Origin of the sequence: Cryobacterium sp. TMB1-7, from assembly GCF_004402435.1 — a bacterium.
GTDB lineage: Bacteria > Actinomycetota > Actinomycetes > Actinomycetales > Microbacteriaceae > Cryobacterium > Cryobacterium zongtaii.
Map to the genome: position 1 here is coordinate 71,116 of NZ_SOFZ01000020.1, position 23,866 is coordinate 94,981.

Annotated in this window: 21 protein-coding genes; 18 read left to right on the top strand and 3 right to left on the bottom strand. The window is 65.6% G+C overall.

Going from position 1 to position 23,866, the window contains the following annotated elements; genetic code table 11:
• Nucleotides 1-12 precede the first annotated feature (12 nt).
• From E3O60_RS07335 to E3O60_RS07425, 18 genes are all read left to right on the top strand, one after another.
• Complete coding sequence (locus tag E3O60_RS07335) at nucleotides 13-4,488, top strand: FtsK/SpoIIIE domain-containing protein (RefSeq protein ID WP_134408173.1); 4,476 nt, start codon at nucleotides 13-15, stop codon at nucleotides 4,486-4,488.
• 152 nt (nucleotides 4,489-4,640) lie between these two features.
• On the top strand, nucleotides 4,641-4,955 hold the full coding sequence (locus E3O60_RS07340) for a hypothetical protein (RefSeq protein WP_088457206.1): 315 nt from the start codon (nucleotides 4,641-4,643) through the stop codon (nucleotides 4,953-4,955).
• 67 nt (nucleotides 4,956-5,022) lie between these two features.
• Nucleotides 5,023-6,354, top strand: a complete 1,332-nt coding sequence (locus tag E3O60_RS07345; protein WP_088457205.1) for a hypothetical protein — start codon at nucleotides 5,023-5,025, stop codon at nucleotides 6,352-6,354.
• 4 nt (nucleotides 6,355-6,358) lie between these two features.
• Nucleotides 6,359-6,997: a hypothetical protein gene (locus tag E3O60_RS07350; protein ID WP_088457204.1), complete on the top strand. Its 639-nt coding sequence runs from the start codon at nucleotides 6,359-6,361 to the stop codon at nucleotides 6,995-6,997.
• Nucleotides 6,994-7,584, top strand: a complete 591-nt coding sequence (locus E3O60_RS07355) for a hypothetical protein (RefSeq protein WP_134408174.1) — start codon at nucleotides 6,994-6,996, stop codon at nucleotides 7,582-7,584. The genes E3O60_RS07350 and E3O60_RS07355 overlap by 4 nt, the downstream gene beginning before the upstream one ends.
• Nucleotides 7,581-8,447, top strand: a complete 867-nt coding sequence (locus E3O60_RS07360) for a hypothetical protein (protein WP_134408175.1) — start codon at nucleotides 7,581-7,583, stop codon at nucleotides 8,445-8,447. Before E3O60_RS07355 ends, E3O60_RS07360 begins: the two co-directional genes overlap by 4 nt.
• Nucleotides 8,448-8,697: 250 nt before the next feature.
• Nucleotides 8,698-8,994 (top strand): WXG100 family type VII secretion target, encoded by a 297-nt coding sequence (locus tag E3O60_RS07365; protein WP_088457201.1) that lies wholly within the window; start codon nucleotides 8,698-8,700, stop codon nucleotides 8,992-8,994.
• A 111-nt stretch (nucleotides 8,995-9,105) separates the two neighbouring features.
• Entirely contained in the window at nucleotides 9,106-9,594 is a 489-nt protein-coding gene (locus E3O60_RS07370; protein WP_088457200.1) for a hypothetical protein, read from the top strand.
• A 2-nt stretch (nucleotides 9,595-9,596) separates the two neighbouring features.
• Nucleotides 9,597-10,550 carry a hypothetical protein gene (locus E3O60_RS18975; RefSeq protein ID WP_134408177.1) on the top strand — a complete coding sequence of 318 codons (954 nt, stop codon included), beginning with the start codon at nucleotides 9,597-9,599 and terminating at the stop codon, nucleotides 10,548-10,550.
• Nucleotides 10,543-12,264 carry a hypothetical protein gene (locus tag E3O60_RS07380; RefSeq protein WP_134497656.1) on the top strand — a complete coding sequence of 574 codons (1,722 nt, stop codon included), beginning with the start codon at nucleotides 10,543-10,545 and terminating at the stop codon, nucleotides 12,262-12,264. The genes E3O60_RS18975 and E3O60_RS07380 overlap by 8 nt, the downstream gene beginning before the upstream one ends.
• Before the next feature lie 17 nt (nucleotides 12,265-12,281).
• The gene (locus E3O60_RS07385; protein WP_133160202.1) at nucleotides 12,282-12,794 is read left to right on the top strand and encodes a hypothetical protein; all 513 of its coding nucleotides are present in this window, start codon (nucleotides 12,282-12,284) and stop codon (nucleotides 12,792-12,794) included.
• A 60-nt stretch (nucleotides 12,795-12,854) separates the two neighbouring features.
• Nucleotides 12,855-13,496: a YitT family protein gene (locus E3O60_RS07390; protein WP_240632262.1), complete on the top strand. Its 642-nt coding sequence runs from the start codon at nucleotides 12,855-12,857 to the stop codon at nucleotides 13,494-13,496.
• An 82-nt stretch (nucleotides 13,497-13,578) separates the two neighbouring features.
• Nucleotides 13,579-14,220 (top strand): spermidine/putrescine ABC transporter substrate-binding protein, encoded by a 642-nt coding sequence (locus tag E3O60_RS07395; protein WP_134408180.1) that lies wholly within the window; start codon nucleotides 13,579-13,581, stop codon nucleotides 14,218-14,220.
• Between the two features lie 336 nt (nucleotides 14,221-14,556).
• A complete protein-coding gene (rpsL, locus tag E3O60_RS07405; protein ID WP_055811472.1) occupies nucleotides 14,557-14,931 on the top strand; it encodes a 30S ribosomal protein S12 in 375 nt (124 codons plus the stop codon).
• The gene (gene rpsG, locus E3O60_RS07410) at nucleotides 14,931-15,401 is read left to right on the top strand and encodes a 30S ribosomal protein S7 (RefSeq protein WP_066597688.1); all 471 of its coding nucleotides are present in this window, start codon (nucleotides 14,931-14,933) and stop codon (nucleotides 15,399-15,401) included. The genes rpsL and rpsG overlap by 1 nt, the downstream gene beginning before the upstream one ends.
• Before the next feature lie 102 nt (nucleotides 15,402-15,503).
• A complete protein-coding gene (gene fusA, locus E3O60_RS07415; RefSeq protein ID WP_088457195.1) occupies nucleotides 15,504-17,618 on the top strand; it encodes an elongation factor G in 2,115 nt (704 codons plus the stop codon).
• A gap of 126 nt (nucleotides 17,619-17,744) precedes the next feature.
• Nucleotides 17,745-18,938, top strand: coding sequence for an elongation factor Tu (gene tuf, locus E3O60_RS07420; RefSeq protein ID WP_088457194.1), 1,194 nt, complete (start codon nucleotides 17,745-17,747; stop codon nucleotides 18,936-18,938).
• Between the two features lie 193 nt (nucleotides 18,939-19,131).
• Nucleotides 19,132-19,353, top strand: a complete 222-nt coding sequence (locus E3O60_RS07425; protein ID WP_134497658.1) for an antitoxin — start codon at nucleotides 19,132-19,134, stop codon at nucleotides 19,351-19,353.
• A gap of 18 nt (nucleotides 19,354-19,371) precedes the next feature.
• On the opposite strand, the gene E3O60_RS07430 is transcribed toward E3O60_RS07425, so the two are convergent.
• The 3 genes from E3O60_RS07430 to E3O60_RS07440 form a co-directional block, all read right to left on the bottom strand.
• Nucleotides 19,372-20,520: a hypothetical protein gene (locus E3O60_RS07430; protein WP_134497659.1), complete on the bottom strand. Its 1,149-nt coding sequence runs from the start codon at nucleotides 20,518-20,520 to the stop codon at nucleotides 19,372-19,374.
• 321 nt (nucleotides 20,521-20,841) lie between these two features.
• Nucleotides 20,842-21,996 (bottom strand): hypothetical protein, encoded by a 1,155-nt coding sequence (locus E3O60_RS07435; RefSeq protein ID WP_134497661.1) that lies wholly within the window; start codon nucleotides 21,994-21,996, stop codon nucleotides 20,842-20,844.
• 9 nt (nucleotides 21,997-22,005) lie between these two features.
• Nucleotides 22,006-23,478, bottom strand: coding sequence for an MBOAT family protein (locus E3O60_RS07440; protein WP_134497663.1), 1,473 nt, complete (start codon nucleotides 23,476-23,478; stop codon nucleotides 22,006-22,008).
• Between the last annotated feature and the right edge of the window lie 388 nt (nucleotides 23,479-23,866).

Genomic DNA, 23,866 nt, shown 5'->3' on the forward strand with positions numbered 1-23,866 from the left:
CATAGGAACTGAATGCGCCTCAAGCTCACCCTGGTTCGCCCCAACGGCGCCGCCAGCGACATCATCGTCACCGCGGATGCGGCAGCCACGATCTCCGAAATCGCCGGCACCATCAGCCGAGTCGACGCGCAAACCACGCACTCACCGGACCGGTTCCTCACCCTGCGGGCAACGCTGCCCGGCCAGAGCGTGCCACTCACCCTGCCGCCGGACGGACCGGTGGGGGAGGCCTGGATTGGCTCCGGCGCATCCGTGAGCCTCGCCGACGCCGGTGTGCTCTACCAGGCCCCGTCAACGCTGACGGCGCAGCCGGTAGCCCAACTCAAGGTGCTCTCCGGGCCGGATGAAGGCCGCGAGTTCCCGCTGGCGCCCGGCAGCCTGCTGGTGGGCCGCGACGCCGCCTGCGACATCGTGCTGCACGACAGCCTGGTGTCGAAGAAGCACGTGCGGCTGGAGATCGGCGAGGCCGTGGAGGTCATCGACCTCGGCAGCGCCAACGGGGTCGTTGTGGACGGCGGCATCGTGGGCCGGCTGCGCATCGCCAAGACCGAACGGATGCTGCTCGGCGACTCCGAGGTGGAGATCAGTCTGGTCGCCGGCGCCGCGCCCGAAAGCGCGCCCAAACCGGGCCCGATCTTCTTCAACCGGTCGCCCAAGGTGGAGAAACGCTACATCGGCCAGGAGTTCGTCTCCCCGGAGGTGCCCACCGAGAAGGAGGACGCACCGTTCCCGCTGCTGGCGATGATCACCCCGCTGCTGCTGGGCGGGGCGATGTTCGCGCTCACCAAGAGCCCCACCACCCTGCTGTTCTGTCTGCTCTCCCCGGTCATGCTGATCGGCAACTTCTTCACCACCAAGGGCCGTGACAAACGCCGGATGGCCAAGGCCGTGGCCAAGTTCAGCGCCAGGCTCGAGGTCCTCACCAATCGGCTGGCCACCGAACGGGTCATCGAGCACGAGCTGCGGCTCAAGGAGTCGCCCTCCACTCTGGAAGCACACGAGCACGCCATGAACCGGGGGCCGATGCTCTGGACCCGCCGTCCCGAACACTGGTCGTTCCTGAACGTGCGGCTCGGCTGCGGCACCATGAACTCCCGCAACACCATCTCCGACTCCAGCCGCGGCGACATGCTGCCGGAGTTCGAGGAGAAGCTCACCGAAGTCATCAACGCCAATCGCACCCTCGACGGCGTGCCGCTGATCGACAACCTCTACGACTCCGGCGCACTCGGAATCGCCGGCTCACCCGCCCAGGCGATGGGCTCGATCAACTCGATCCTGGTGCAGCTCACCGCACTGCACTCACCGGCCGAACTTGTCGTCGCCTCCCTGGTCACGCCCCGCTGGTCCCGTGAGCTGGAATGGCTCAAGTGGATGCCCCACACTTCCTCCCCGCACAGCCCCATTGAAGGGAGCCACCTCGCCGACAGCGCCGCCAGTGCCAGCGCGGTGCTTTCCGGCATCGAGGGTGTTGTGGAGCAGCGCCTCGCCCAGGCCAAGGCCAGCCGCCGCGGCGCCATGGTGCAAACGGATGCCGCGCTCGAGCGCGGCGGCGAGGTCGGCGCATCCGGCACCAAGGAGGGCACCAAGTCGGCCATCCCCGCGATTGTGCTGCTGATCTCCGACGACGTGGCCATCGACCGGGCCCGGCTCGTGCAGCTCGCCGAAATCGCCGCCGACGCCGGCGTGTACCCCATCTGGATCGGCCCGACCGTGGCGGCACTGCCCGCCGTCTGCCGCACCTACCTGCACCTGGGCGACGAACCCGGCATCGCCACCGTCGGTTTCGTGCGCCTGGGCGAGACCATCGACAACGTCGTCACCGAACAGGTCGACTCCGCTGCCGCCCTCGAATTCGCCAAGCGGATGGCCCCGGTCATCGACGCCGGCGCCCTCGTCGCCGACGCCAGCGACCTGCCCCGCACCGTGTCGCTGGTCACCCTGCTCGGCCATGACATGGTCGAGACCAGCGCCGCGGTCATCGACCGGTGGCAGCAGAACACCTCCATCCACGACCGAAGCGGCGGCACCCCCAAACCGCGCCGGGCCGGCAAGTTGCGCGCCATCATCGGCTCCGCCGGCGTCGACGCCATGCACCTGGACCTCCGCACCCAGGGCCCGCACGCCCTCGTGGGCGGCACCACCGGCGCCGGCAAGAGCGAGTTCCTGCAGGCCTGGGTGCTCGGCATGGCCGCCGAGTACAGCCCCGACCGGGTCACCTTCCTGTTCGTGGACTACAAGGGCGGCTCGGCCTTCGCCGACTGCGTCACCCTGCCGCACTGCGTGGGACTGGTCACCGACCTCAGCCCGCACCTGGTGCGCCGCGCGCTCACCAGCCTGCGCGCCGAACTGCACCACCGCGAGCACCTGCTCAACCGCAAGAAGGCCAAGGACCTGCTCGAGCTGGAGAAGCGCGGCGACCCCGACAGCCCGCCCGCCCTGGTGCTGGTGATCGACGAGTTCGCCGCCCTGGCCACCGAGGTGCCCGAGTTCGTCGACGGTGTCGTCGACATCGCCCAGCGCGGCCGGTCGCTCGGCATCCATCTGATCATGGCCACCCAGCGTCCCGCCGGTGTGATCAAGGACAACCTGCGCGCCAACACCCCGCTGCGCATCGCCCTGCGGATGGCCGACGAGTCCGACAGCACCGACGTGATCGGCACCAAGGAATCCGCCCACTTCGACCCGGCCATCCCCGGCCGCGGCGTCGCCAAGACCGGCCCCGGCCGGCTTGCCCAGTTCCAGTCCGCCTACGCCGGCGGCTGGACCAGCCGCGAACCCGAGCGGGCCGGCATCGACGTGCACGAGCTGCGGTTCGGCGCGGAAAGCCGTTGGGAGGAGCCGCGAGCGGTCGACTACGTCGACGAGGACCGCGACCTCGGCCCCACCGACCAGCAACGCCTGGTCACCACCATCATCGGCGCCAACGCCGCCACCGGCATCCCCGCGCCCCGCCGGCCGTGGCTCGACGAACTCGCCGGCGCCTACGACCTCAGCCTGCTGAGGCAGCGCACGGATGCCGAACTCCTTCTCGGCGTCTCCGACATCGCCGAGCAGCAGCAGCAGGTCTCCGCGTACTTCCGGCCCGACATCGACGGTCACATCTCCATCTTCGGCACCGGCGGCTCCGGCAAGTCCGCGGTGCTGCGCACCCTCGCCTGCGCGGCCGCGATCACCCCGCGCGGTGGCCCGGTGCACGTGTACGGGCTCGACTTCGGTGCCGGCAGCCTGCGCATGCTCGAGCAGCTGCCGCACGTCGGTTCGATCATCATGGGTGAGGACGTCGAACGGGTCGTGCGGTTGTTCCGCACTCTGCAGGGTGAAATCGACCGCCGCAAGGCGCTGTACGCCGAGGCGAACGCGTCGAACATCACCGAGTACCGTCAGCTGGCCAACCAGCCGGCCGAGCCGCGCATCCTGCTGCTCATCGACGGGTTCCCCAACTTCCGCAACGACTTCGAGATCGCGGCCGGCCGCGCGCAGTGGTTCGACGTGTTCAAGGACATCCTCTCCGACGGCCGCCAGCTGGGCATGCACGTGGCGATCACCGCCGACCGGGCCGGCGCGGTGCCCGCGTCGATCTCTTCGGCGATCCAGCGCAAGGTGGTATTGCGCCTGGCCGACGACGGTTACGGCATGCTCGACGTGCCCGGCGACATCCTGAGCATCAAGTCGCCGGCCGGCCGCGCCATTGTGGACGGCTTCGAAACCCAGATCGCCATCCTCGGCGGCTTGTCGGCGCAGTCCGCGCAGTCGGCCGCCACCAAGCGGCTCGCCGACGCCATGCGCCGTGCCGGCGTGGCCGAGGCGCCGTCGATCGGGGCGCTGCCCAAGGAGTTCCCGCAGGCGCAGCTGCCCGCCCGGATCGGCGACCGGGTGGTGCTCGGCCTTGGCGACATCGACCTGGGCCCGGCCGGCTTCGAGCCCAGCGGTACCCTGCTGCTGGCGGGCCCGCCGGCCAGCGGCCGCAGCACCGCCATCGAATCGATCGCGCTGGCGTTCAAACGGTTCGAACCGGATGCGCGCCTGTACTACTTCGGCAACGCCCGCTCGCCGATCTCCCGGCTGGGTTTGTGGACCGAGGCCGCGACCACGGTGGACGCCATCGCGGCGTTGGCCAAGGACCTTGCGGCGGCGGTCGCCGACCCCGACACCGAGGGCCGCATCGCGGTGTTCGTCGAGAGTCTGGGCGACTTCCTGCAGACGCCCGCCGACGGCGGCATCCTCGAACTCACCCGGGCGGTCAAGCGCAGCGATCACTTCTTGCTCGCCGAGGCCGAGACCAGCGCCTGGAACTCGTCCTGGCCGCTGTTCGGCGAGATCAAGAACGCCCGACGCGGACTGCTGCTGCAGCCCGAATCGGTCGAGGGGGACATCCTGCTGAAGACCGCTCTGCCGCGGATGAACCGGGCGGAGTTCCCGCCCGGCCGGGGCGTGCTGATCGCCAAGGGCAACTTCGTGCGGGTGCAGCTGCCGCTGCTCTCGTGACCTTCTGTTCCGCATGGGCAACAGTTCACGTCATGGGGACCGCTGCCCATCGAACCCGTTCACCGGGTTCGGTACTGTTCTAACAGGCAGCCGGCCCACGCGCATCCGTCGCAACGAGGCCGGTCAAGCCGAACACTTAGGGGGAACCGATCATGAGTGATCTCATCATCAACCTGGAGCTGCTTCATCAGCTGCGGGACGACCTGGACGCCGTCGTGAAGGAATTCACCAACGCCGACGACTTCAGCGACGACGTGGCCATTGCCACCGGTCACGAGAACCTCGGTGACCATGTCAGCGATTTCGCACACAAGTGGAACGACAAGCGCAAAGCCATGACCGAGGCGGTCGAGGGTCTGCGCAAGAAGATCGAGGGCATCACCGACGGGTTCACCCAGGTGGATGACGGCCTCGCGAAAGCCCTGACCGACGCCACTCCGCCGCTGCAGACCGCCACCCCCCTGTGACCCACCCCATGCCGTCCGCCCGCCCGGCCACCCCGAGATCTTCCCGCAGCCTGCCGAAGGAATCATCATGACCGACACCGAATTCCGTGCCCTCGAGGGTGACCCCGACCTGGTGCGCACCAAGGCGCAGCACTACGCCGAGATCGCCAACGCCATCGCCCGGTCGGTGACCACCCTCAACTCGATCAAGTCGGTGGAGGGCATGACGTCCAAAGCCATCGACGCGATCCGCGAAGAGGCGGGTAACGTCGCCGACGACATCGGCAAGGCCAAGGACCGGTACGCCGGCACCGCTCAGGCCCTGATCACCTACTCGGCGCAGCTGCGCCTGGCGCAGGATGCCGCGACCACCGCCATTGCGCACATCGGCGACAAGGAAACCGCCGCCGACACCGCCGGTCGCACAGCCACCCGCACCGCCGCCACGGCCGAGAGCGCCACCCCGGAGTCCAGCGCCACCGACACCGCCGCCGCCGACAAGGCCGAGGATGCCGCCGAAGCGGCCGGCCAGGCGCTGCAGGCGGCCCAGGCGGAATGGCACTCGGCCCTCGCGATCAAGAACCAGGCGGCCGAGTCGGCGATCACGGCCATCCTCGAGGTCGTCGAGGGCAAGAAGAGCCAGGACCTCAACGACACCTGGTGGGACGACTGGGGCGCCAAGGCGCTCGACATCCTCAAGACCATCTGCGACTGGGCCGGCGTGTTCGCCGTCTTCCTGGCCTGGGTGCCCATCCTCGGCCAGGTGCTGATGGTGCTCGCAGCCGTCGGCGCGGTGCTCACCCTCATCGAGGCCACCATCGCGGCCGTCAACGGCGACGGCAGCTGGTGGGCAGTCGCCGGCGCCGCGGTCGGTGCGGTGATGTCGATCTTCGGTGGCAAGATCTTCTCCGTAGGCGCGAAGTACGTGCGTGCCTCGATGATCACCAAGGCCGCCGCCAGGCTCGACGGCGCCCCGGCATTGACCCGCCAGCTCAGCGGGGTCGGCCGGCACAGCAAGGCGTTCATGAGCATCGACGACGCCGCGAAGGTGGTCAGCAAGCCGTTCAAGGATTCGGTGCTCGGGGCCTTCAAGAAGGACCTGGTTCCCGATGGTGCGCCCGTCAAAGCGATGGAGATGTTCAAGGAGGCGGCGAAGAAAGCCCTGCCGACCCTCGACGATTTCACGCCCTCCAGTCTGCTGAGCCTGAACGACGACCTGATGGACTTCTACCGGATGGCCGGCAAGGCGCCGCAGATCCTCGATACGCCGCTCGTCGTGCAGGGTGTCTCCCTCACGGTGGTGCAGATGCACACCTCGGTCACGGCCGTGCAGAGCCTGATGGAAAACCCGATCGACCCGTTCCTCGGCGAGTACGCGCCTCTGGTGCACCAGGTCGAGAAGACCTTCGGGAGAGACTAGACCGATGACATTTCGCAATTCGCCTTCCACCAGGGACATTGTCGACCTCAGCGTTGACGCCGACGCCACCTGGTATCCAGTTCCGCTCGACCGGTCTGAACAGCTGCTCTGGGGTGAGACCCTGGCCGCCGAGGTGACCGGGGCCGGAAGCAGCCGGCGCACGCTCGGCAGTCAGCTCGAAGCGCTGCAGATCCGGCTCATCGGCATCGGCAACCCGCGGATGAGCTGTGCCGTCTGGATCCCGTACCCCGAAACGGGCCGGGCGTCCAGCGCGCTGGCCTTCCAGCTCAACGACCTGCCCGCCGGCACCTCCGAAGCGGCCGCTGACAGCTACCTCGCCGAGCTTCGCGCCGACGAGGGCCGCCGTACACCCGGCATCGAATACCTGAGCGTCACCACCTGGGAGGGTGAGGTCGCGGCCGGTCCGTTCGTCGCCGCGCACAACCTCATCGCCCTGCGCAACCCGGGCGACGATGAAGCCGTCATTGAGGAACGCACGGTCTTCGCCGTCTTCCCGCCCGGCGCCGCGCAGATGGTGCAGCTGGTCTTCTCCGCCGAGAGTGTCGGCGCGTTCGTCAACATGCCCCGACAGACCGAAGAGGTTGTCGCGGCCCTGCGCATCGAACTGGAGGCGACCGCGTGACCCGCAAGGTAGTCAGCCCTGACCAGACCTTTTCGATCATCCTGCCCGGGACCTGGGCGGTCATCCCGTTGCAAGACGAAGTGGCCATGACCAAGCGCATCGTGGCCCTGGTGAAGAAACAGGTCGGCGGCGGTGACCGTGCGGCCCGCCTGCGCCGGCAGACCCGCGACGAGTTCGTGAAGACGGCCCAGCAGGCCCGGGATGCCGGCGCCATTTCGTTCGCTCTGTCGATGGAACTTTTGCCCGGCGTGCCGTTTCCCGCCGCGATGATCACCACTGTGGAGACCTGGCCGGTATCGGCATCCGCAGAGCTGGACCCGGCCGACCGGCTGCGGGCCATGGTGCCCGATGCCGTGGTGCTCGAGCAGCGCAGCGGCCTGGTGGCCCGGCAGGCCGAAAGCGCCCGGCAGCGGGTGGGCCAGGAAACGGTGCCGTCGCTGCGGGCCACCTATTGGCTGCCGAGGCCACAGACCGACGATTTGCTGCGCATCACGATCTCCGCGCCCATGGTCGACGATGCCGACCTCTTCACCGAACTGTTCGACGCGATCGTTGATTCGATCGCCTGGAAGGCCGAGACCCTATGACCCAGAGCACCACCACGCCCGAAGCCACGACCGGTCGCAACACCCGCGGACTGTTCCTGCTCTCGACCGGGGTGGTGTTCGCCATCGCGGCGGTGGTGATGCTCTTCATCACCGTGGTCGGTATCTCCACCTTGCAGTCCGACGCGTTAGCCCGAATCAACGAGCAGAACCTGTCGTACCGGGCCGAGTTCGGTTTCGTCGAGCGGGAGCTCTCGGTGCTCTCCGCCATGACCGCGGTCCCGGCCATGCTGCTGATCGTCGCCGTGTGCTTCCTCATTCCGGGTTACCTGCGCCGACGCGGCGTGATCGCCGAACGCGACACCACCTTCTGGCGCGGCGGCTCCCACACCGCCAAGTACAAGCCCCTGCCGCTGGGCCTGCACGCGGCGTGGGCACTGCTGCCGTTGGCCGCATGGGTGCTGCTCGTCGTGATTCCGCTGCGCAACCTCATCGGCGGTACCGCCTGGCCGGCGGGTCTGAAGGACGAGAACTCTTCGGCGGTATGGATGCTGTTGGCCGCGTACGGCGGTCTGGCCGCGGCGCTGTTCGCGGCGATCGTGGTGTCGCTGATCAAGAAGGTCGTCTACACCGCGCGTGTTGCCCGGCACCCGGAGGCCGTTGATGGCAGCGCCGGTAAGGGTCTCTGGCGCTGGGTCACCTTCCGCTGGCGCTTCGACCTGTGGCTGGCCGGACTCGGCGGGGCCTTCGTGGGGCTGTGCTGGATCGCCCTCGGCTTCGACGACACCCCGTTCTTCGTCACCACCCTGGCTATCGGCCTGGCCCTGCTGGCGGCCGGCCTGCTGCTCGCGGTGAACTACTGGCGTGCCGGCGAGCCCCTGGGCGCGGGCGAGTCCTACTCCTAACCCGGGTCTTCGTCCGGCGCGCAGTCCGGCCGGGGTCGGCGTGTCGTGGCGCGCAGCCCGGGTGCTTCCCGAAAAACTCCGCCTCTACCGACGGATGCGTCTCACCTCGTTCGACCCGGTCGGCCAGCGGCGGGGGAGAGCATGGGGAGTGCTGCCCATTCCGCATTGCGACCTGGGTTCGTTAGGTTGTACGTAGTCGGTCGGCCTTTGGGGGTTGGCCCCGAACTACTAATAAGAGGAGCAGTAACTCATGGCGAATATGAACGTAACTTACGGCGAAATGAACGACGCGTCGCGCAGCCTGATCGCTGGCAAGGACGACCTCACCGCCAAGCTGTCCCAGCTGCAGAGCCTGGTCAACAACCTCGTCGCCGGTGGCTTCGTCACCGACGCCGCGTCGGGCGCCTTCCACACCTCGTACGAGCAGTTCACCAAGGGCACCACCGAGGCCGTCAACGGCCTCCAGGGCATGTCGGAGTTCCTCACCCGGGCGGCCACCGCCCTGGAGAACGTCGACAGCGAACTCGCCCGCGGCATCGGCGGCTAATTCCGCTTCTTCAGAGCAAAGGCGTGACCGGATTCCGGTCACGCCTTTGGTCAATCCGCACCACCCCAAGCCACAAGCCCCACCCCGAGCAGCCAACCCCAGGGAGACCGCATGTACGGCGATATGGCGGCACTCGGCCGGCAGTCCACCGAGCTGCGCACCCTGGCGGAGGACACCCGCACCCGCGCCACCACGCTGCGCTCGGCCGTGGGAACCACCTGGGTGTCGTCCGCCGCGGCGACCTTCATCGAACAGCTCGGCCAGCGGGCCAACAACCTCGACGCCTCCGCCACCTCGCTCGACGAGGCGGCCGACGCGATCGACGCCCACATCCGCTCGGTCGAAGCCGTGAAACAGGCCATCGTCGAAGCGGAACAGTGGATTTCCGAGCGCTGGAACGACGCCGCCCGGCTGGTGGGAAACACCGTCGAGGTGATCACCGAGGGCGCCGAGAACGTCTTCGAATTCTTCGGCACCGAGGTGCCCCGCGCGCTCGTGAGCGAAGCCGACGAACTCATCCGCACGGTGCGGGAACTGCCGACCCCGGGCTCGCCCGGCTGGCTCGACCTGGCCGACACCTTCCACCGACGGGGCTGGTAACCATGGCTTTCTCCACCGCACCCACCTCCCCAACCACGCCGGCCCGGTTCGGCCTCACCGCCGACCAGCTGCACCTGCTGCAGAATCGCTGCCCCGACCTCACCCTGCCGGCCGAGTTCTACTCCGCCTGGGCCGCCGAGGCACCCGAGATCGAACGCACCGAACGGATGCTCGTCGCCGAACTCGGTCTCATCGACCAGGGCCTGCTGCGCGCGGCGCCCACCGACACCCTCACCGCAGCACCCACCGACACACCCACCGACGACTTCGCCGCCCGGGTGCACCCGGCCGTGCTCGGCTTCCTCGGCCTGTTCACCGAACCCGCCCTGCTCCTGGCCGTGCACTCCTGGGGCGGCGGCCGCACCATCGTGCAAACCATCGCCGTGCGCGCCGGCTTCGCCGCATCCCTGGTGCGCGGCCAACGACTGGACGACCACGGCAGCCATCCCGCCAACGAGGATGCCGTGGAACTCTCCGCGTTCCCCGTTTCGGCCCTGATCGGCGAAACGCTGCGCTCGCTCGTGCGCCTCGAACCGAAATACCACCCACGGCCCCCGCACGGCAGGCCCGCCGCTGCCGTCGTGCTGCCGCTCACCCTGGCGCAGGGCATGATCGGCGCCATCCGCACCGGCAACCCCGAGATCATCCACGCCGCCGCGCTCACGGTGGGGCTGCCGCAGGCCGAACACGTCCTCGAAGGACCCGCGTTCGGCATCGACGCCGGCTACAGCGTCGCGGCGACCTCCCTCACCGGCGACAGCCTCGCCGTGCACTGGTTCCGCAGCGCGGCCGGCTGGTTCCAGATGAGCGCCGACACCCCACTGGTGGGTCGCATCGAGTCCACCGTCGACTTCGTCGACTCCAGCCGGGTGCGCATCGAGACCACCGGCCCGGCCGCGATCACCGGCCAGGTCACCACCGCCATCGGCTCGCTGCTCGGGGTGCTCCGTGGCTGAGCCCACGTTCACCGTGTCCGGGGGAGCTGGCGGCATCGGCGCGAACCTCGACGACATGCGCACCGAATCCGGGCACCTCGCCGCGATGGCCCAGCAGCTCGTGGACCAGGCTCTCACCGCGGCCGGCATCGCCGTGGACGGCGACCTGCTGGCCTCCGCCATCCTCTCGCCGATCACCGCGGCGGCCGCCGAGCAGCAGATCGTGTTCGCCACCGGCCAGATGCTGCTCTTCGCCACCGAGGCGGGCGTCACCGCGGTGTTCCTGGCCGGTGCCGTGGATGCATACGAAGCCGTTGACCGCAGCCTGTCGATCCTGGCCGACGCGGCCGCGAACACCACCACCTTCTTCATCGGGGTGATGGCCGTACCGCTGGCCGTGGGCCTCGCCGCCGTGGCCGCCGCCGATGTGGCCCTGGTCTACGTTGCCGGTTACGGCGGCGAAGCGCTCGAGTCGCTCGGTGAGGGCCTAAACGAGACCCTGGCCGACCCGTGGAAACTCGCCCTGCCCGGCGTCTTCCTGGGCAGCCTGGCAGCCAACACCGTCGACGCTTATGACTCCGACGAGGCACAGGAGACCGTGGCCGGCACTCTCGCCGACCAGCTGGCCCAGCTCAACGAGCTGGCGGGGGAGAACGCCTGGGCCGTCGACCTGATCGCACAGGGCGCCCCGGGGCTCCTCGCCGGTCTCACCCTGCCGCTCGCACTGGTCCTGGGTCCGGCTCGCACCCGGCTGGCATTGACGGCACTCACCGGGGTGCCGTGGCCGCCCACCAGCTACGAACAGGCACTGCAGGCCATCATCGGCGGCGGCAACAAGGCCGGCCTCTTCGACGACGGTCCGCTGCTCACCCGCGACGACCTGATGAACCCGCCGGAAATCATCGGTCCGGATGTCGCCACCCCCACCAGCCTCGAGGGACTCTTCACCGGGTCGGCGCAGATAGACAAGTACGACACCTCCGCCACGGGCGACGAGGACGCGCTGGCGCGCATCCGAATCACCGAGGTGCCCGGCAACCCGCCGAGTTTCATCGTGCAGGTGCCTAGCACCCAGGTGTGGGACCCGGCCGCCGGCAGCACCCCGAACGACGTCACCGCAGACACCCACGCCATGCTGGCCCAGCAGACGGCGCTCTCCAGCGCCGTGGATGCGGCGATGAGGGAGGCCGGCATCACCAACGAGAATCCCGTGATGATCCAGGGCTTCAGCCTGGGCGGCATCGTCGCCGGGCAGATGGCGGCCGACCCGAGCCTGAACTACAACTTCACCCACGTTGTCACCGGGGGATCACCCGTCGCCAACTTCGACATCCCCAGCGACGTGCAGGTGCTCTCGCTCGAATTCGACGAAGACCCGGTGGCCAAGCTCGACGGCCACAACAACCCCGACGCCGCGAACTGGACCACCGTGCAGGCGCCTGCCCCGTCGCTGCCGGGCGACAACGGTGTTCCGGTCGGTATCGCCGGCGAACAGGGCGCCCACAACGCCGAACGGTACGCGATCACGGCCGGCGAGGTCGAGGACTCCTCCGATCCCAGCATCGCCGCGTGGACCGACTCCGCGGCGGGGTACTTCCCGGACGCGGGCGACAAGCTCGAAGTGACAATGATCACCGACCCCGAAACCCACATCACCACGACCACCACAACCAACACCGAAACCGGCGCGGTCGTATCCGAAACCACCGACTACGGAGCGCAACGCCAACCATGAACGGCCAGCACCGATCGTTGACGACCCGCCGAACGGCTCTGCTCGTCGTCGCAACCCTGACTGCGGTAACGCTGGGCGGATGCGTCGCCGTCGGCCGGTCCGGCCAGCCCGCGTCCACGTCACCGAACGACCCGGCATCCGACAGCCGGACGACGGCGCAGGTCACCGACGAGCTGGGCCAACTGCCCGGAGTGAGCGCCGCGTTCGTGTCGACCGGGCCGGTGGGGCTGCCCAATCAACTGGAACTGACCGTCGGGCTCAACCTCGAGGCCGGTTACCCGGGGGACGTGCCCGCCCTGCTGGACTACACGCTCGCCATGGCCTGGTCCGCAACCGTTGAGCAACCCACCACCACGGCGGCCGTGGCGTTCCGGGACGGGGATTCGGCACTGGACCTGGCTCCGGCCGCAGCTGCCCTCGGCTGGACGGGCATGACCGGCCCCACCCTCGCCGTTTCCATGGACGAGATGGCCGACCGGTACGGGCCCTGGCCCGGCCCGGTGCCGGAGAAGCCGGCCGCGCTGGGCTGACCCCACGGCTCGATACCATGGCGTAATGACTTGTGCCATTTTCACCCCCGAGCCGCGCGCGTGACGCGCACCGGTTCTGTACCCATCGTCGACCCGTCCGAGCGTCCGCAGCGGGTGCCGCACTCCCGGTTCGAGAACGTGGTGGCGCTGTTCATCGGCACCTTCGCCGTCTCGTTCGGGCTGTACCTGCTCAAAGAGGTCGGCGTGGCCACCGGCGGCACCGCCGGTATCGCGCTGCTGGCCAGCTACGTCACCAGCTGGTCGTTCGGTGTGTGGTTCGTGCTGGTCAACCTGCCGTTCTTCGCGCTGGCGATCTGGCGGATGGGCTGGCGCTTCACCGTCAAGACCCTCATCGCCGTGGTGCTGGTCTCGGTCTTCTCCGAGGTGCACCCGCTGCTGCTGGAGATTCGGCACATCGACCCGATCTACGCCACGCTGCTGGGCAGCCTGTTGGCCGGCATCGGTCTCATCGTGTTGTTCAGACACCAGGCCAGCCTGGGTGGGGTCAACATCCTCGCGTTGTACCTGCAGAAGAGCCGCGGATGGCGCGCCGGCTACGTGCAGCTCGTCGTGGACGTGCTCATCGTGCTCGCCGCTTTCGCGACGCTGCCGTTGCCGATGGTGCTGCTCTCGGTGGTGGGTGCGGTCATCCTCAACATGATCATCGCCATGAACCACCGCCCCGACCGCTACTTCGGCTAATCAGCCCGCTCGGCCCGGTCCGCGGGTTGAGCTTGTCGAAACCTGGTGACTCCGGGGCCGGCAGCGACTAAACTTGACAGCCATGGATGCATCCATCGAGTCGCGGGTCGACCGCGAGGTCGAGGCCTGGTTGCGTTGGGTTCCGCGGTGGCGGCCCGGCACGCACCGGGCACGCTCCAGACTCTGCCAACACTGCTTCGGCTCCCCGGTGCTGCGCGCCGCCGGACTCGACACCGATGTGCCGCACGCGGTGCAGCATCCGCTCTCAATGCGCATGAAAACGCTCGTCGACGACGAGGTGGAGACGTACACCGCGCAGAGCCTGCCGCTCCTCAACCGCGAGCTGGGCCTCATCGAACTGCGCCGGTCCGCGCAGGCGTACCGGCCACTCGAGGGCCTCGAGCCGGAGTTCGACGGAATCGACCTCGACCCGCCCGCCGAGCCGGGCTCTCCTTACCTGTTCACCTTCGAAGAGTTCGTACAGCCCCTCACCGCCGACGATCCCGAGCTCGTGCCGCCGCCGCTGAGCATCGAGGAAAAGGCGGGCCTGCGGGTGGAGATGCGGCTGGCGGATGACTACGCCACCCTGGTGGGCAAGCGGGTCTGCGCCGACCTGCGCGGGCACCGCGCCGAGCTTCAGCAGGCCATCGCCGCGTTCGTGGAACCGCAGGTGCAGGCGCTGCTGGCCGATCTGGGCAGCACGCTGGACCCGCACAGTACGTGAGTGGATCGGCTTGCGGGGTCTCGACAGGCTCGACCGACGGGGCTCGCTTGACCCGCCACCCCGGCGGGGTTTAGAATTATCCGGTGTGCGCTTTGTCGTGCGCTTCAGTTATGCCGCTTCGTTGTCTGACATCGGGTTGCACTTCAGACGCCCCGACACTCCACGCAAACAGGGTTTGCTCTCCGAGCGGCCCCCACGGCATACCCACCAGAACGACCGGAAGCAATTCCGTGATGTCCGGAGGGTCCAGATGAACTCGATGAGCACTGAGAAGTGCGATTCGAATGCTTTGACATCAGTCAGCTGTCACCGTGCAGCAAAAACAAGGAGTTATTAGTGCCCACCATTCAGCAGTTGGTGCGAAAGGGACGCAGCCCCAAGGTCACCAAGACCAAGGCTCCCGCCCTGAAGTCCAACCCCCAGCAGCGCGGCGTTTGCACGCGTGTGTACACGACCACCCCGAAGAAGCCGAACTCGGCTCTCCGCAAGGTTGCTCGCGTCAAGCTGTCCAACGGTACCGAGGTCACCGCCTACATCCCCGGTGAAGGCCACAACCTGCAGGAGCACTCGATGGTGCTCGTTCGCGGTGGTCGTGTTAAGGACCTCCCCGGTGTTCGTTACAAGATCGTTCGTGGCGCCCTGGACACCCAGGCAGTCAAGAACCGCAAGCAGGCTCGTAGCCGCTACGGCGCCAAGATGGAGAAGAAGTAATGCCTCGTAAAGGCCCAGCGCCCAAGCGTCCCGTTATCGCTGACCCGGTATACGGCGCCCCCATTGTTAGCCAGCTGGTCAACAAGATCCTCCTCGACGGCAAAAAGGGCCTCGCCGAGCGCATCGTTTACGATGCACTCGAAGGCGTCGTTGCCAAGAACGGTGCGGATGCTGTTGTCACGCTGAAGAAGGCACTCGACAACGTGCGCCCGACCCTCGAGGTGCGTTCGCGCCGCGTCGGTGGTTCCACCTACCAGGTGCCCGTCGAAGTCAAGCCGCACCGTGCGAACACTCTCGCGCTGCGTTGGTTGACCAGCTACGCCAAGGCGCGTCGCGAGAAGACCATGACCGAGCGTCTCACCAACGAGATCCTCGACGCGTCCAACGGCCTCGGCGCCGCTGTGAAGCGTCGTGAGGACACTCACAAGATGGCTGAAGCGAACAAGGCTTTCGCTCACTACCGCTGGTAGTCGTCCACGCCGGTCGAGCCTGCCGGGACCACGGTCTCGGCAAGCTCGACCGGCGCAAGGCCTGTTCAACCTCATCTATCACAAAACTTCCGGAGGACACCCGTGGCACTTGACGTGCTCACCGACCTGAGCAAGGTCCGCAACATCGGCATCATGGCCCACATTGATGCCGGCAAGACCACCACGACCGAGCGCATCCTGTTTTACACGGGTGTGAACCACAAGATCGGTGAGACGCACGATGGCGCCTCCACGATGGACTGGATGGCACAGGAGCAGGAACGTGGCATCACGATCACGTCCGCTGCTACGACGTGCTTCTGGGCCGGCAACCAGATCAACATCATCGACACCCCCGGCCACGTGGACTTCACCGTCGAGGTGGAGCGTTCGCTCCGCGTCCTCGATGGCGCTGTCGCCGTGTTCGACGGCAAGGAGGGCGTTGAGCCCCAGTCCGAAACCGTCTGGCGCCAGGCCGACAAGTACGACGTGCCCCGCATTTGCTTCGTCAACAAGATGGACAAGCTCGGCGCCGACTTCTACTACACCGTCGACACCATCATCAAGCGCCTCGGCGCCAAGCCGCTGGTCATCCAGCTGCCGATCGGTGAAGAGTCGAACTTCGAAGGGGTCGTTGACCTCGTCGAGATGCGCGCGCTGACCTGGCGCGGCGACTCCAAGGGTGACGTCGAGATGGGCTCCAAGTACGCCATCGAAGAGATCCCCGCCGACCTCGTCGAGAAGGCTGCGGAATACCGCAAGCTGCTCCTCGAGACCGTCGCCGAGACCGACGACGAGCTCATGGAGAAGTACTTCTCCGGCGAAGAGCTCACCGTGTCCGAGATCAAGCACGCGATCCGCAAGCTCACGGTCGCCAGCGAGATCTACCCGGTCCTCTGCGGTTCCGCGTTCAAGAACCGTGGTGTGCAGCCGATGCTGGATGCCGTTGTCGACTACCTGCCGACGCCGCTTGACGTTCCCGCCATTGAGGCGCACGACGCACGCGACGAAGAGAAGGTTGTCATGCTGCACCCGAACGCGGACGAGCCCTTCGCGGCTCTGGCGTTCAAGGTTGCGGTGCACCCGTTCTTCGGTCGCCTCACCTACGTGCGCGTCTACTCCGGTCGCATCGAATCCGGCGCCCAGATCATCAACTCCACCAAGGGCAAGAAGGAGCGCATCGGGAAGATCTTCCAGATGCACGCCAACAAGGAGAACCCGGTCGGTTTCGTTACCGCTGGTCACATCTACGCGGTCATCGGCCTCAAGGACACGACCACCGGCGACACCCTGTGCGACCCTGCCCAGCAGGTCGTACTCGAGTCGATGACGTTCCCTGACCCGGTTATCGAAGTTGCCATCGAGCCGAAGACCAAGCAGGACCAGGAAAAGCTGGGTCTCGCGATCCAGAAGCTGGCCGAAGAAGACCCCACTTTCCGTACCGAGCAGAACCAGGAAACTGGTCAGACGGTCATCAAGGGAATGGGCGAGCTTCACCTGGACATCCTCGTCGACCGCATGAAGCGTGAATTCAACGTTGAGGCGAACGTCGGCAAGCCCCAGGTTGCTTACCGCGAGACGATCAAGAAGGCCGTCGAGCGTCACGACTACACGCACAAGAAGCAGACCGGTGGATCCGGCCAGTTCGCGAAGATTCAGTTCGCGATCGAGCCGCTTGAAATCACTGCCGACAAGTCGTACGAGTTCGTGAACAAGGTCACCGGTGGCCGTATCCCGCGTGAGTACATCCCTTCGGTTGACGCCGGAATCCAGGATGCCCTCAACGTGGGTGTGCTCGCCGGCTACCCGATGGTCGGCGTCAAGGCGAGCCTGCTTGACGGTGCCGCTCACGACGTCGACTCCTCGGAGATGGCGTTCAAGATTGCCGGATCGATGGGCTTCAAGGAAGCCGTTCGTAAGGCAAACCCGGTTCTTCTCGAGCCGTTGATGGCCGTCGAGGTGCGCACCCCTGAGGAATACATGGGTGACGTCATCGGAGACCTCAACTCTCGCCGTGGCCAGATCCAGACCATGGAGGACGCACAGGGCGTGAAGGTTATCCGCGCACACGTTCCGCTGTCGGAGATGTTCGGTTACATCGGCGACCTGAGGTCCAAGACCTCGGGCCGCGCGGTGTACTCGATGACTTTCGAGAGCTACCAGGAGGTCCCGAAGGCTGTTGCCGACGAGATCATCCAGAAGAACAAGGGCGAATAACCCACCGGCCTTCGGGCCGAATCGCTTAGGCCTCCTGGCCCGAGTAACATAAGTACACAAATCCAGCAGTTCCACCGGGCGTAAACCAACGTCCGGTGGAGCCGAGAGTCCTGAGGAGGACCCACAGTGGCCAAGGCCAAGTTCGAGCGGACCAAGCCGCACGTAAACATCGGAACGATCGGTCACGTTGACCACGGAAAGACCACGCTGACGGCAGCTATCTCGAAGGTCCTTGCCGACACGTTCCCTTCCAAGACCAACGTTCAGCGCGACTTCGCGTCGATCGACTCCGCTCCCGAAGAGCGCCAGCGCGGCATCACGATCAACATCTCGCATGTTGAGTACGAGACCGAGAAGCGTCACTACGCACACGTTGACGCTCCGGGCCACGCTGACTACATCAAGAACATGATCACCGGTGCTGCTCAGATGGACGGCGCGATCCTCGTGGTTGCCGCTACTGACGGCCCGATGGCTCAGACCCGTGAGCACGTTCTTCTCGCCAAGCAGGTCGGCGTGCCGTCCCTGCTCGTCGCGCTGAACAAGTCCGACGCGGTCGACGACGAAGAGATCCTTGAGCTCGTTGAGCTCGAGGTTCGTGAACTGCTCTCCAGCCAGGGCTTCGATGGCGACAACGCCCCCGTCGTTCAGGTTTCCGCCCTCAAGGCGCTCGAGGGTGACCCCAAGTGGGTTGCAAAGATCCTCGAGCTCATGCAGGCAGTGGATGACTACTTCCCGGAGCCCGTCCGCGACAAGGACAAGCCCTTCCTGATGCCGATCGAGGACGTCTTCACGATCACCGGTCGTGGAACCGTTGTCACCGGCCGCGCCGAGCGTGGAACCCTCAAGATCAACTCCGAGGTCGAGGTTGTCGGCATCCGCCCGACCATCAAGACCACGGTCACTGGTATCGAGATGTTCCACAAGCAGCTCGACGAGGCATGGGCCGGCGAGAACTGTGGTCTTCTTCTTCGTGGCACCAAGCGCGAAGACGTTGAGCGCGGTCAGGTTGTCGTCAAGCCGGGTTCGGTTACGCCGCACACCGACTTCGAGGGCACCGCGTACATCCTGTCAAAGGATGAGGGTGGGCGTCACAACCCGTTCTACGCGAACTACCGCCCGCAGTTCTACTTCCGCACCACGGACGTCACCGGCGTCATCACGCTGCCCGAGGGCACCGAGATGGTCATGCCTGGCGACACCGTGGAAATGACTGTCGCGCTGATCCAGCCGATCGCCATGGAAGAGGGCCTCGGCTTCGCTATCCGTGAAGGTGGCCGCACCGTCGGCGCCGGAACCGTCATCAAGGTTCTCAAGTAATTCAGTAGACCTGCTCACTCGCTGAGCTAGTCAACAACAACAGGGTCGGTCCTTCGGGACCGGCCCTTTTGTCGTCCCCGGCCGCCGCAGGTCGAGCGCGTTGCCCTGGTTGAGCGCGTTCCGTTGGTCGAGCTTGTCTCGACCCCGCACCCCGAACTAACCTCGTAACCACACTCAAGGATCGGAGACCCACATGAACCTCAACGACATCACCCGCAAGGCCCAGGACTTCCTCAAGAGCGACAAGGGCGAGGAGATGTCCGACAAGGTCATCGATGGCGCAGCTGCCGCGGCCAACAAGGTCACCGGAAACAAGCACGCCGACAAGATCCAGGGTGCCCGCGACGCGGCCGACAAGCACATCGGCCGCAACGACGGCACCGCCGGCCGCGACAGCACTCCCGAGCCGAAGTAGGCACCGCGGCTCGAAGCGCTACTTCAGCGTCGACGAAAGATCGGGCCATTCATCGGTGCCGCTGTACCGCTCGATGCGTTCCACGATCACGAGGTCATACTCACTGGTCAGAATCGGCTCCTCGTGGGCGGCCATGGTGACGTCGGCGAAGAAGTTCGACAGTTGAGTGGGTATTTGGTTGAGCAGGAACGAATCGCCAATCAGCAGCGTCTTGCCTGGCACCAGTTCGCTCGTGGTCGAGGTGGACGTGAAGTGGTGTTTCAGCATTCCGGCGACACCGATGCCGGTGCCATCCGTCGTGACGACATCGGGTCGGTCGAACGAGATCGTGTTCGTGTAGTCGATGTCCGTCACGCCCATCATGCGGTTCAGGTCGGCCACATAGGGCACAGGATCACTGGAGATCGGGTTCGCCAGGTCATCGAGGATGTCGGGGGAGGCGCGGTTGTCAGCCACCAGCCGCTGCAGCAGCGCGTGGCTGAACGCTAACGACCCTGACGCGCTCCAGTGGGTGTCATTGGCCAGGTAGGCCGGTGCGGAGGCGGTGTCCCGGGCGGCGACGTCATCCCACAGTGTGATGACCGGGAGGGTTCCTTCGGCTTCCCAGTCTTCGAAGTGGCCGCGCACGAAGTCCTGACAGCGCAGGAGGTCCGGTGCCAAGCCCTCGATTGCCGCCCGGTGCACGGATGACTTGTCCGGTGCCACCAGGAACAACACGTACTTGTCTGCGGCGGTCATGGCCTTCTGGTCCTGCACCAGGTCGGCCTTGACGTCGGCGAGCGAGTCTTCGGTCTCGCGGCACGGCCAGTGCAGTTCCGCCGCGTAGAACGGCTCCCCGTTGGTGCCGATGATGACTGAGGGCGTCGGGCTGCGGCCGAGCCCGTGGACAGACAGGTCGCCGAGAGCCTCCGAGACTGTTGCCTGGGCGCCGAGCCGGTCGCGCAGGGCAGCGTCGAAGTCTTGGTAGGTGGCCGTGTCAGCGGCGGACTCGGCGGTGATCGCGGGCCAGGGGAGTGGAGCACGGTTCTCGGCCCCGGCAGTATCGCCCGGCACCAGCCAGAGCGCCAACAGGCCTAAACTGAAGGCCGCGATAAGGCCGGTCGCCCCCCACGAGCGCCATCCCTCCAGGCCGACTATCTCGGGTTTCGTTTCTTCTGCGTTGATCATTGGGCGCCTCGGGACTGGACGTAATTGGGAGGGACTGAAGTTGGAGTGGCGAGTGAGATGCGGTGAGGGCAACTATCGCTGATACGCACGCTCCTACTGGAACGCGTTCAGGGCGTAGCCGGACGAGTGATGAAATCCGGTGCGTTGCGGCGGAACAACGAAGCTCAGCGAGTCCAACCGCCATTGGTGCAGACGGAGCCGAACGGAACCTCCTCAGGGAATCCTTGCGATTAGGGAAGCGGATTCTAGGTCAGAGGTGCGGCCTTTGGACGGGATGTGCGGGCATTCGGCCGCGTGACAGCACGAAATGGCTGAATGAACCTAATGCATCAGCACCTCTGTGAATGACGGCCACATATCGGTACCTATGAAGCGCTCAACCCGAACAGCAATCACGCGGTCGTAGTCCCCGGCCTGAGCAGACTCCGCCATATCGGCCATCGTGACATCCTCGAAGAAATTGGACAGCTGCGTGGGAATCTGACTCAGAAGAAACGAGTCTCCAATGAACAAGGTCTTCCCGGTCACGAGCGGCCGCGAGTCCGACGTCGACGTGTAGTGGTACAGCGGCGTGCCCCCGCTGCCCATCGTTGTTTTCAATGCCGTGGTCACGCCGGGCCGCTCGAACGAGGCTGTGGTTATGTAGTCAACGTCGTCCATTCCCATCAAACGGCTCAGGTCCCCGACATATCTCACCGGCACGGTTGCAACCGGGTTTGATAGATCATCGAGGATCGAGGCCGGCGCCTGATTGTCGTCGACCAGCCGATTCATCAGGGCGTGGCTCAAAGCCATCGAACCAGAAGTAGTCCAGTGCGTGTCATTCCACAAGTAGGTGGGTGCCGCCTCAGTGTCGAGGGCGGCCACGTCCTCCCAAAGAGTGACGAGCGGCAGGTTTCCTTTGGCCTCCCACGCATCGAAATGACCACGAACGAAGTCGCTGCATCGCATTAGATTCGGGTCCACATCGTCGACAGCAGGTCGAAGGATGTCTGTTTTGTTCGGAGCCACCATGAAAAGCACATACTTGCCAGCTGCGGTCATTGCGTCGTAGTCGGCCGCGAGACCATCCTTAACGGTAGAGAGCGATTCCTCGGTCTCTCTGCACGGAAGGGTGAGATCCACCGTGTAGTAAGGCTGTCCGTCGCTGCCGATGATTACTGACGAGGTAGGACTCCGCCCAAGCAGATGCACCGTCATCTGGCCTAACGCCGCAGACACCGAGACCTGAGCGCCGAGGCGATCACGGAGGGCCGCGTCAATGCCCTCGAACGTGGCTCGGTCGGTCAACCCTTCTGGAGTGAGCGATGGGAACGCAACCGATTCGCGGTTTTGCGCTCCAGCAGTATCGCCGGGAATTAGCCATATGGCCAGCAACCCCAGGCTGAACGTACCGATTATGGCGCCGAGTGCCCAGCGCCGCCATCCGTTGAGGGTGCCGGGGTCGTCATCTGGGGTGATGTTATCGGTGGTCACGGTGCCGCCTTAGAACTGAAAATACAGGAAGGGACTGAAATCGGAGTGCAACACCATGGCGAGCGTGACCACAAGAGTGAACGGAACGACTACGAGCGCGGTCTTCCAACGGAAGGAGCTCAGCGTGCCTGGTTCAGACCGTCCAAAAACGGTCTGAAATCCGGTGCGCCCTGATGGCATGAAAAAGCTGAGCGCGCCAACAAGCAGCGCGGCGATGGCGAACGGAGTGAGTGACACGAACAGGGTCGGCGACAGGAAATCCCACGGCCCTCCGAGCATTGCCTGCCATATGTCGACGCTCGTATGCACGTCAAGGGCCCTAAACGGTACCCACGCAACGATCACGAACAGCATGGTGAGTGCCCGGCGCACAACTAAGAACGATCGCACCTTTCTGAGTCCTGTTATGCGTTCAAAGAGCAGGGCAAGCGAGTGCAGCCCGCCCCAGATAAGGAATCCGGCAAGAGCACCGTGCCAAAGAGATGTGAGCAGAAAGACGAGGAGCAACGACCCGTACTCGACCCAGATTCCGCGGCGGTTGCCGCCCAACGGAATGTAGACGTAGTCCCGGAACCAAGTGGTCAGCGTGATGTGCCACCTGCGCCAGAAGTCGGTGATGTTGCCCGCGGTGTACGGCGCCCGGAAGTTCTCAGGGAATCTAAATCCGAACATTTGCGCGAGTCCGATAGCCATGTCGGAGTATCCGCTGAAGTCGAAGTAGATCTGCAAGGTGTAGGCCAGAGCGCCGAGCCAGGCACCCGTTCCAGACATCAGCGCCGGGTTGGTCGCATTGGCAAACATCGCGTTTGCCACCGCACCGCAGTTGTCCGCGATGAGCACTTTCTTCGCCAGGCCCCAAGTGAACCGGGTAATCCCGTAGCCCATCTGTCGTGCTGTGATTCGACGCACGGCAGTTATCTGCGCACCGATCTCGGAGTAGCGCACGATGGGACCAGCGATCTGGTGCGGGAACACGAATAGATACAGCAAATACGACGGGAAAGAAGTTGTCAGTGGGCGTCCGGCACGAGCTGAGTCAATGACGAAAGAAAGAGCGTGGAAGGTGAAGAAGGAGATACCAAGCGGAAGCGCCCATGTGTTGGCGCCCAGAGCCGTCAGAGTTGGTGAAAGTACGGGAATTGCCAACGTCGACGCCTGCGGTAGGTATTTGAACACCACCAGCGGTACCAAGATGATCAGAAGAATGACTAACGACGGGATCGAGATCTTCCTCGGTTCTCCATCGCGGTATTCCTGACGCTGTCTGCGCACTATAAGCCAGGCAATGTAGGCGCCGCCGAAGCTGGACAAGCTGACGAATAGGATTGCCAGGATTGCGCTGCCGGCGCCCCAGAGATAGAACAGGATGCTGGCCGCAAGCAGCCACGCGTTTCGGCCCCGTGACCTAACTGGTATCGCGTGATATACGAGCAGCGTGACCGGGAGGAAGAGGAACAGGAAAGTAGGACTGGAGAAGACCACGAGAAATCAGACCGCCAATAGGAATCCCGGCTTTGGGGCAACGTGTGCTGCCTACCGGAGAGATCATGTCGGGCGGCCCCTGAACCTACCCCGGGCTCAGCCTATGGGCTGGATTGCGGGTACCTTGGCCAGCTACCTCCCCCCGTTCAGGGCTGAAACCAACGAATTCCTCACTCACGTCCCCTAATCTGGGGTGAGTGACCCACCGAGGGGTTTTCGTGGACTCGGGGGTGCAAATGGCTGCGATGTGGTTATTTGCAACTCGGCGGCCGATGCCCTCTCTCAGCCTTGGATGTGCGCGACTGCTGTGGCGGTCTTGAGTGGGCTGGTGCCCCCACTTGGCGCTGGGGGGGGAAAGGCTGCCTCCGCTGCAGGCATCGCAGCCAGT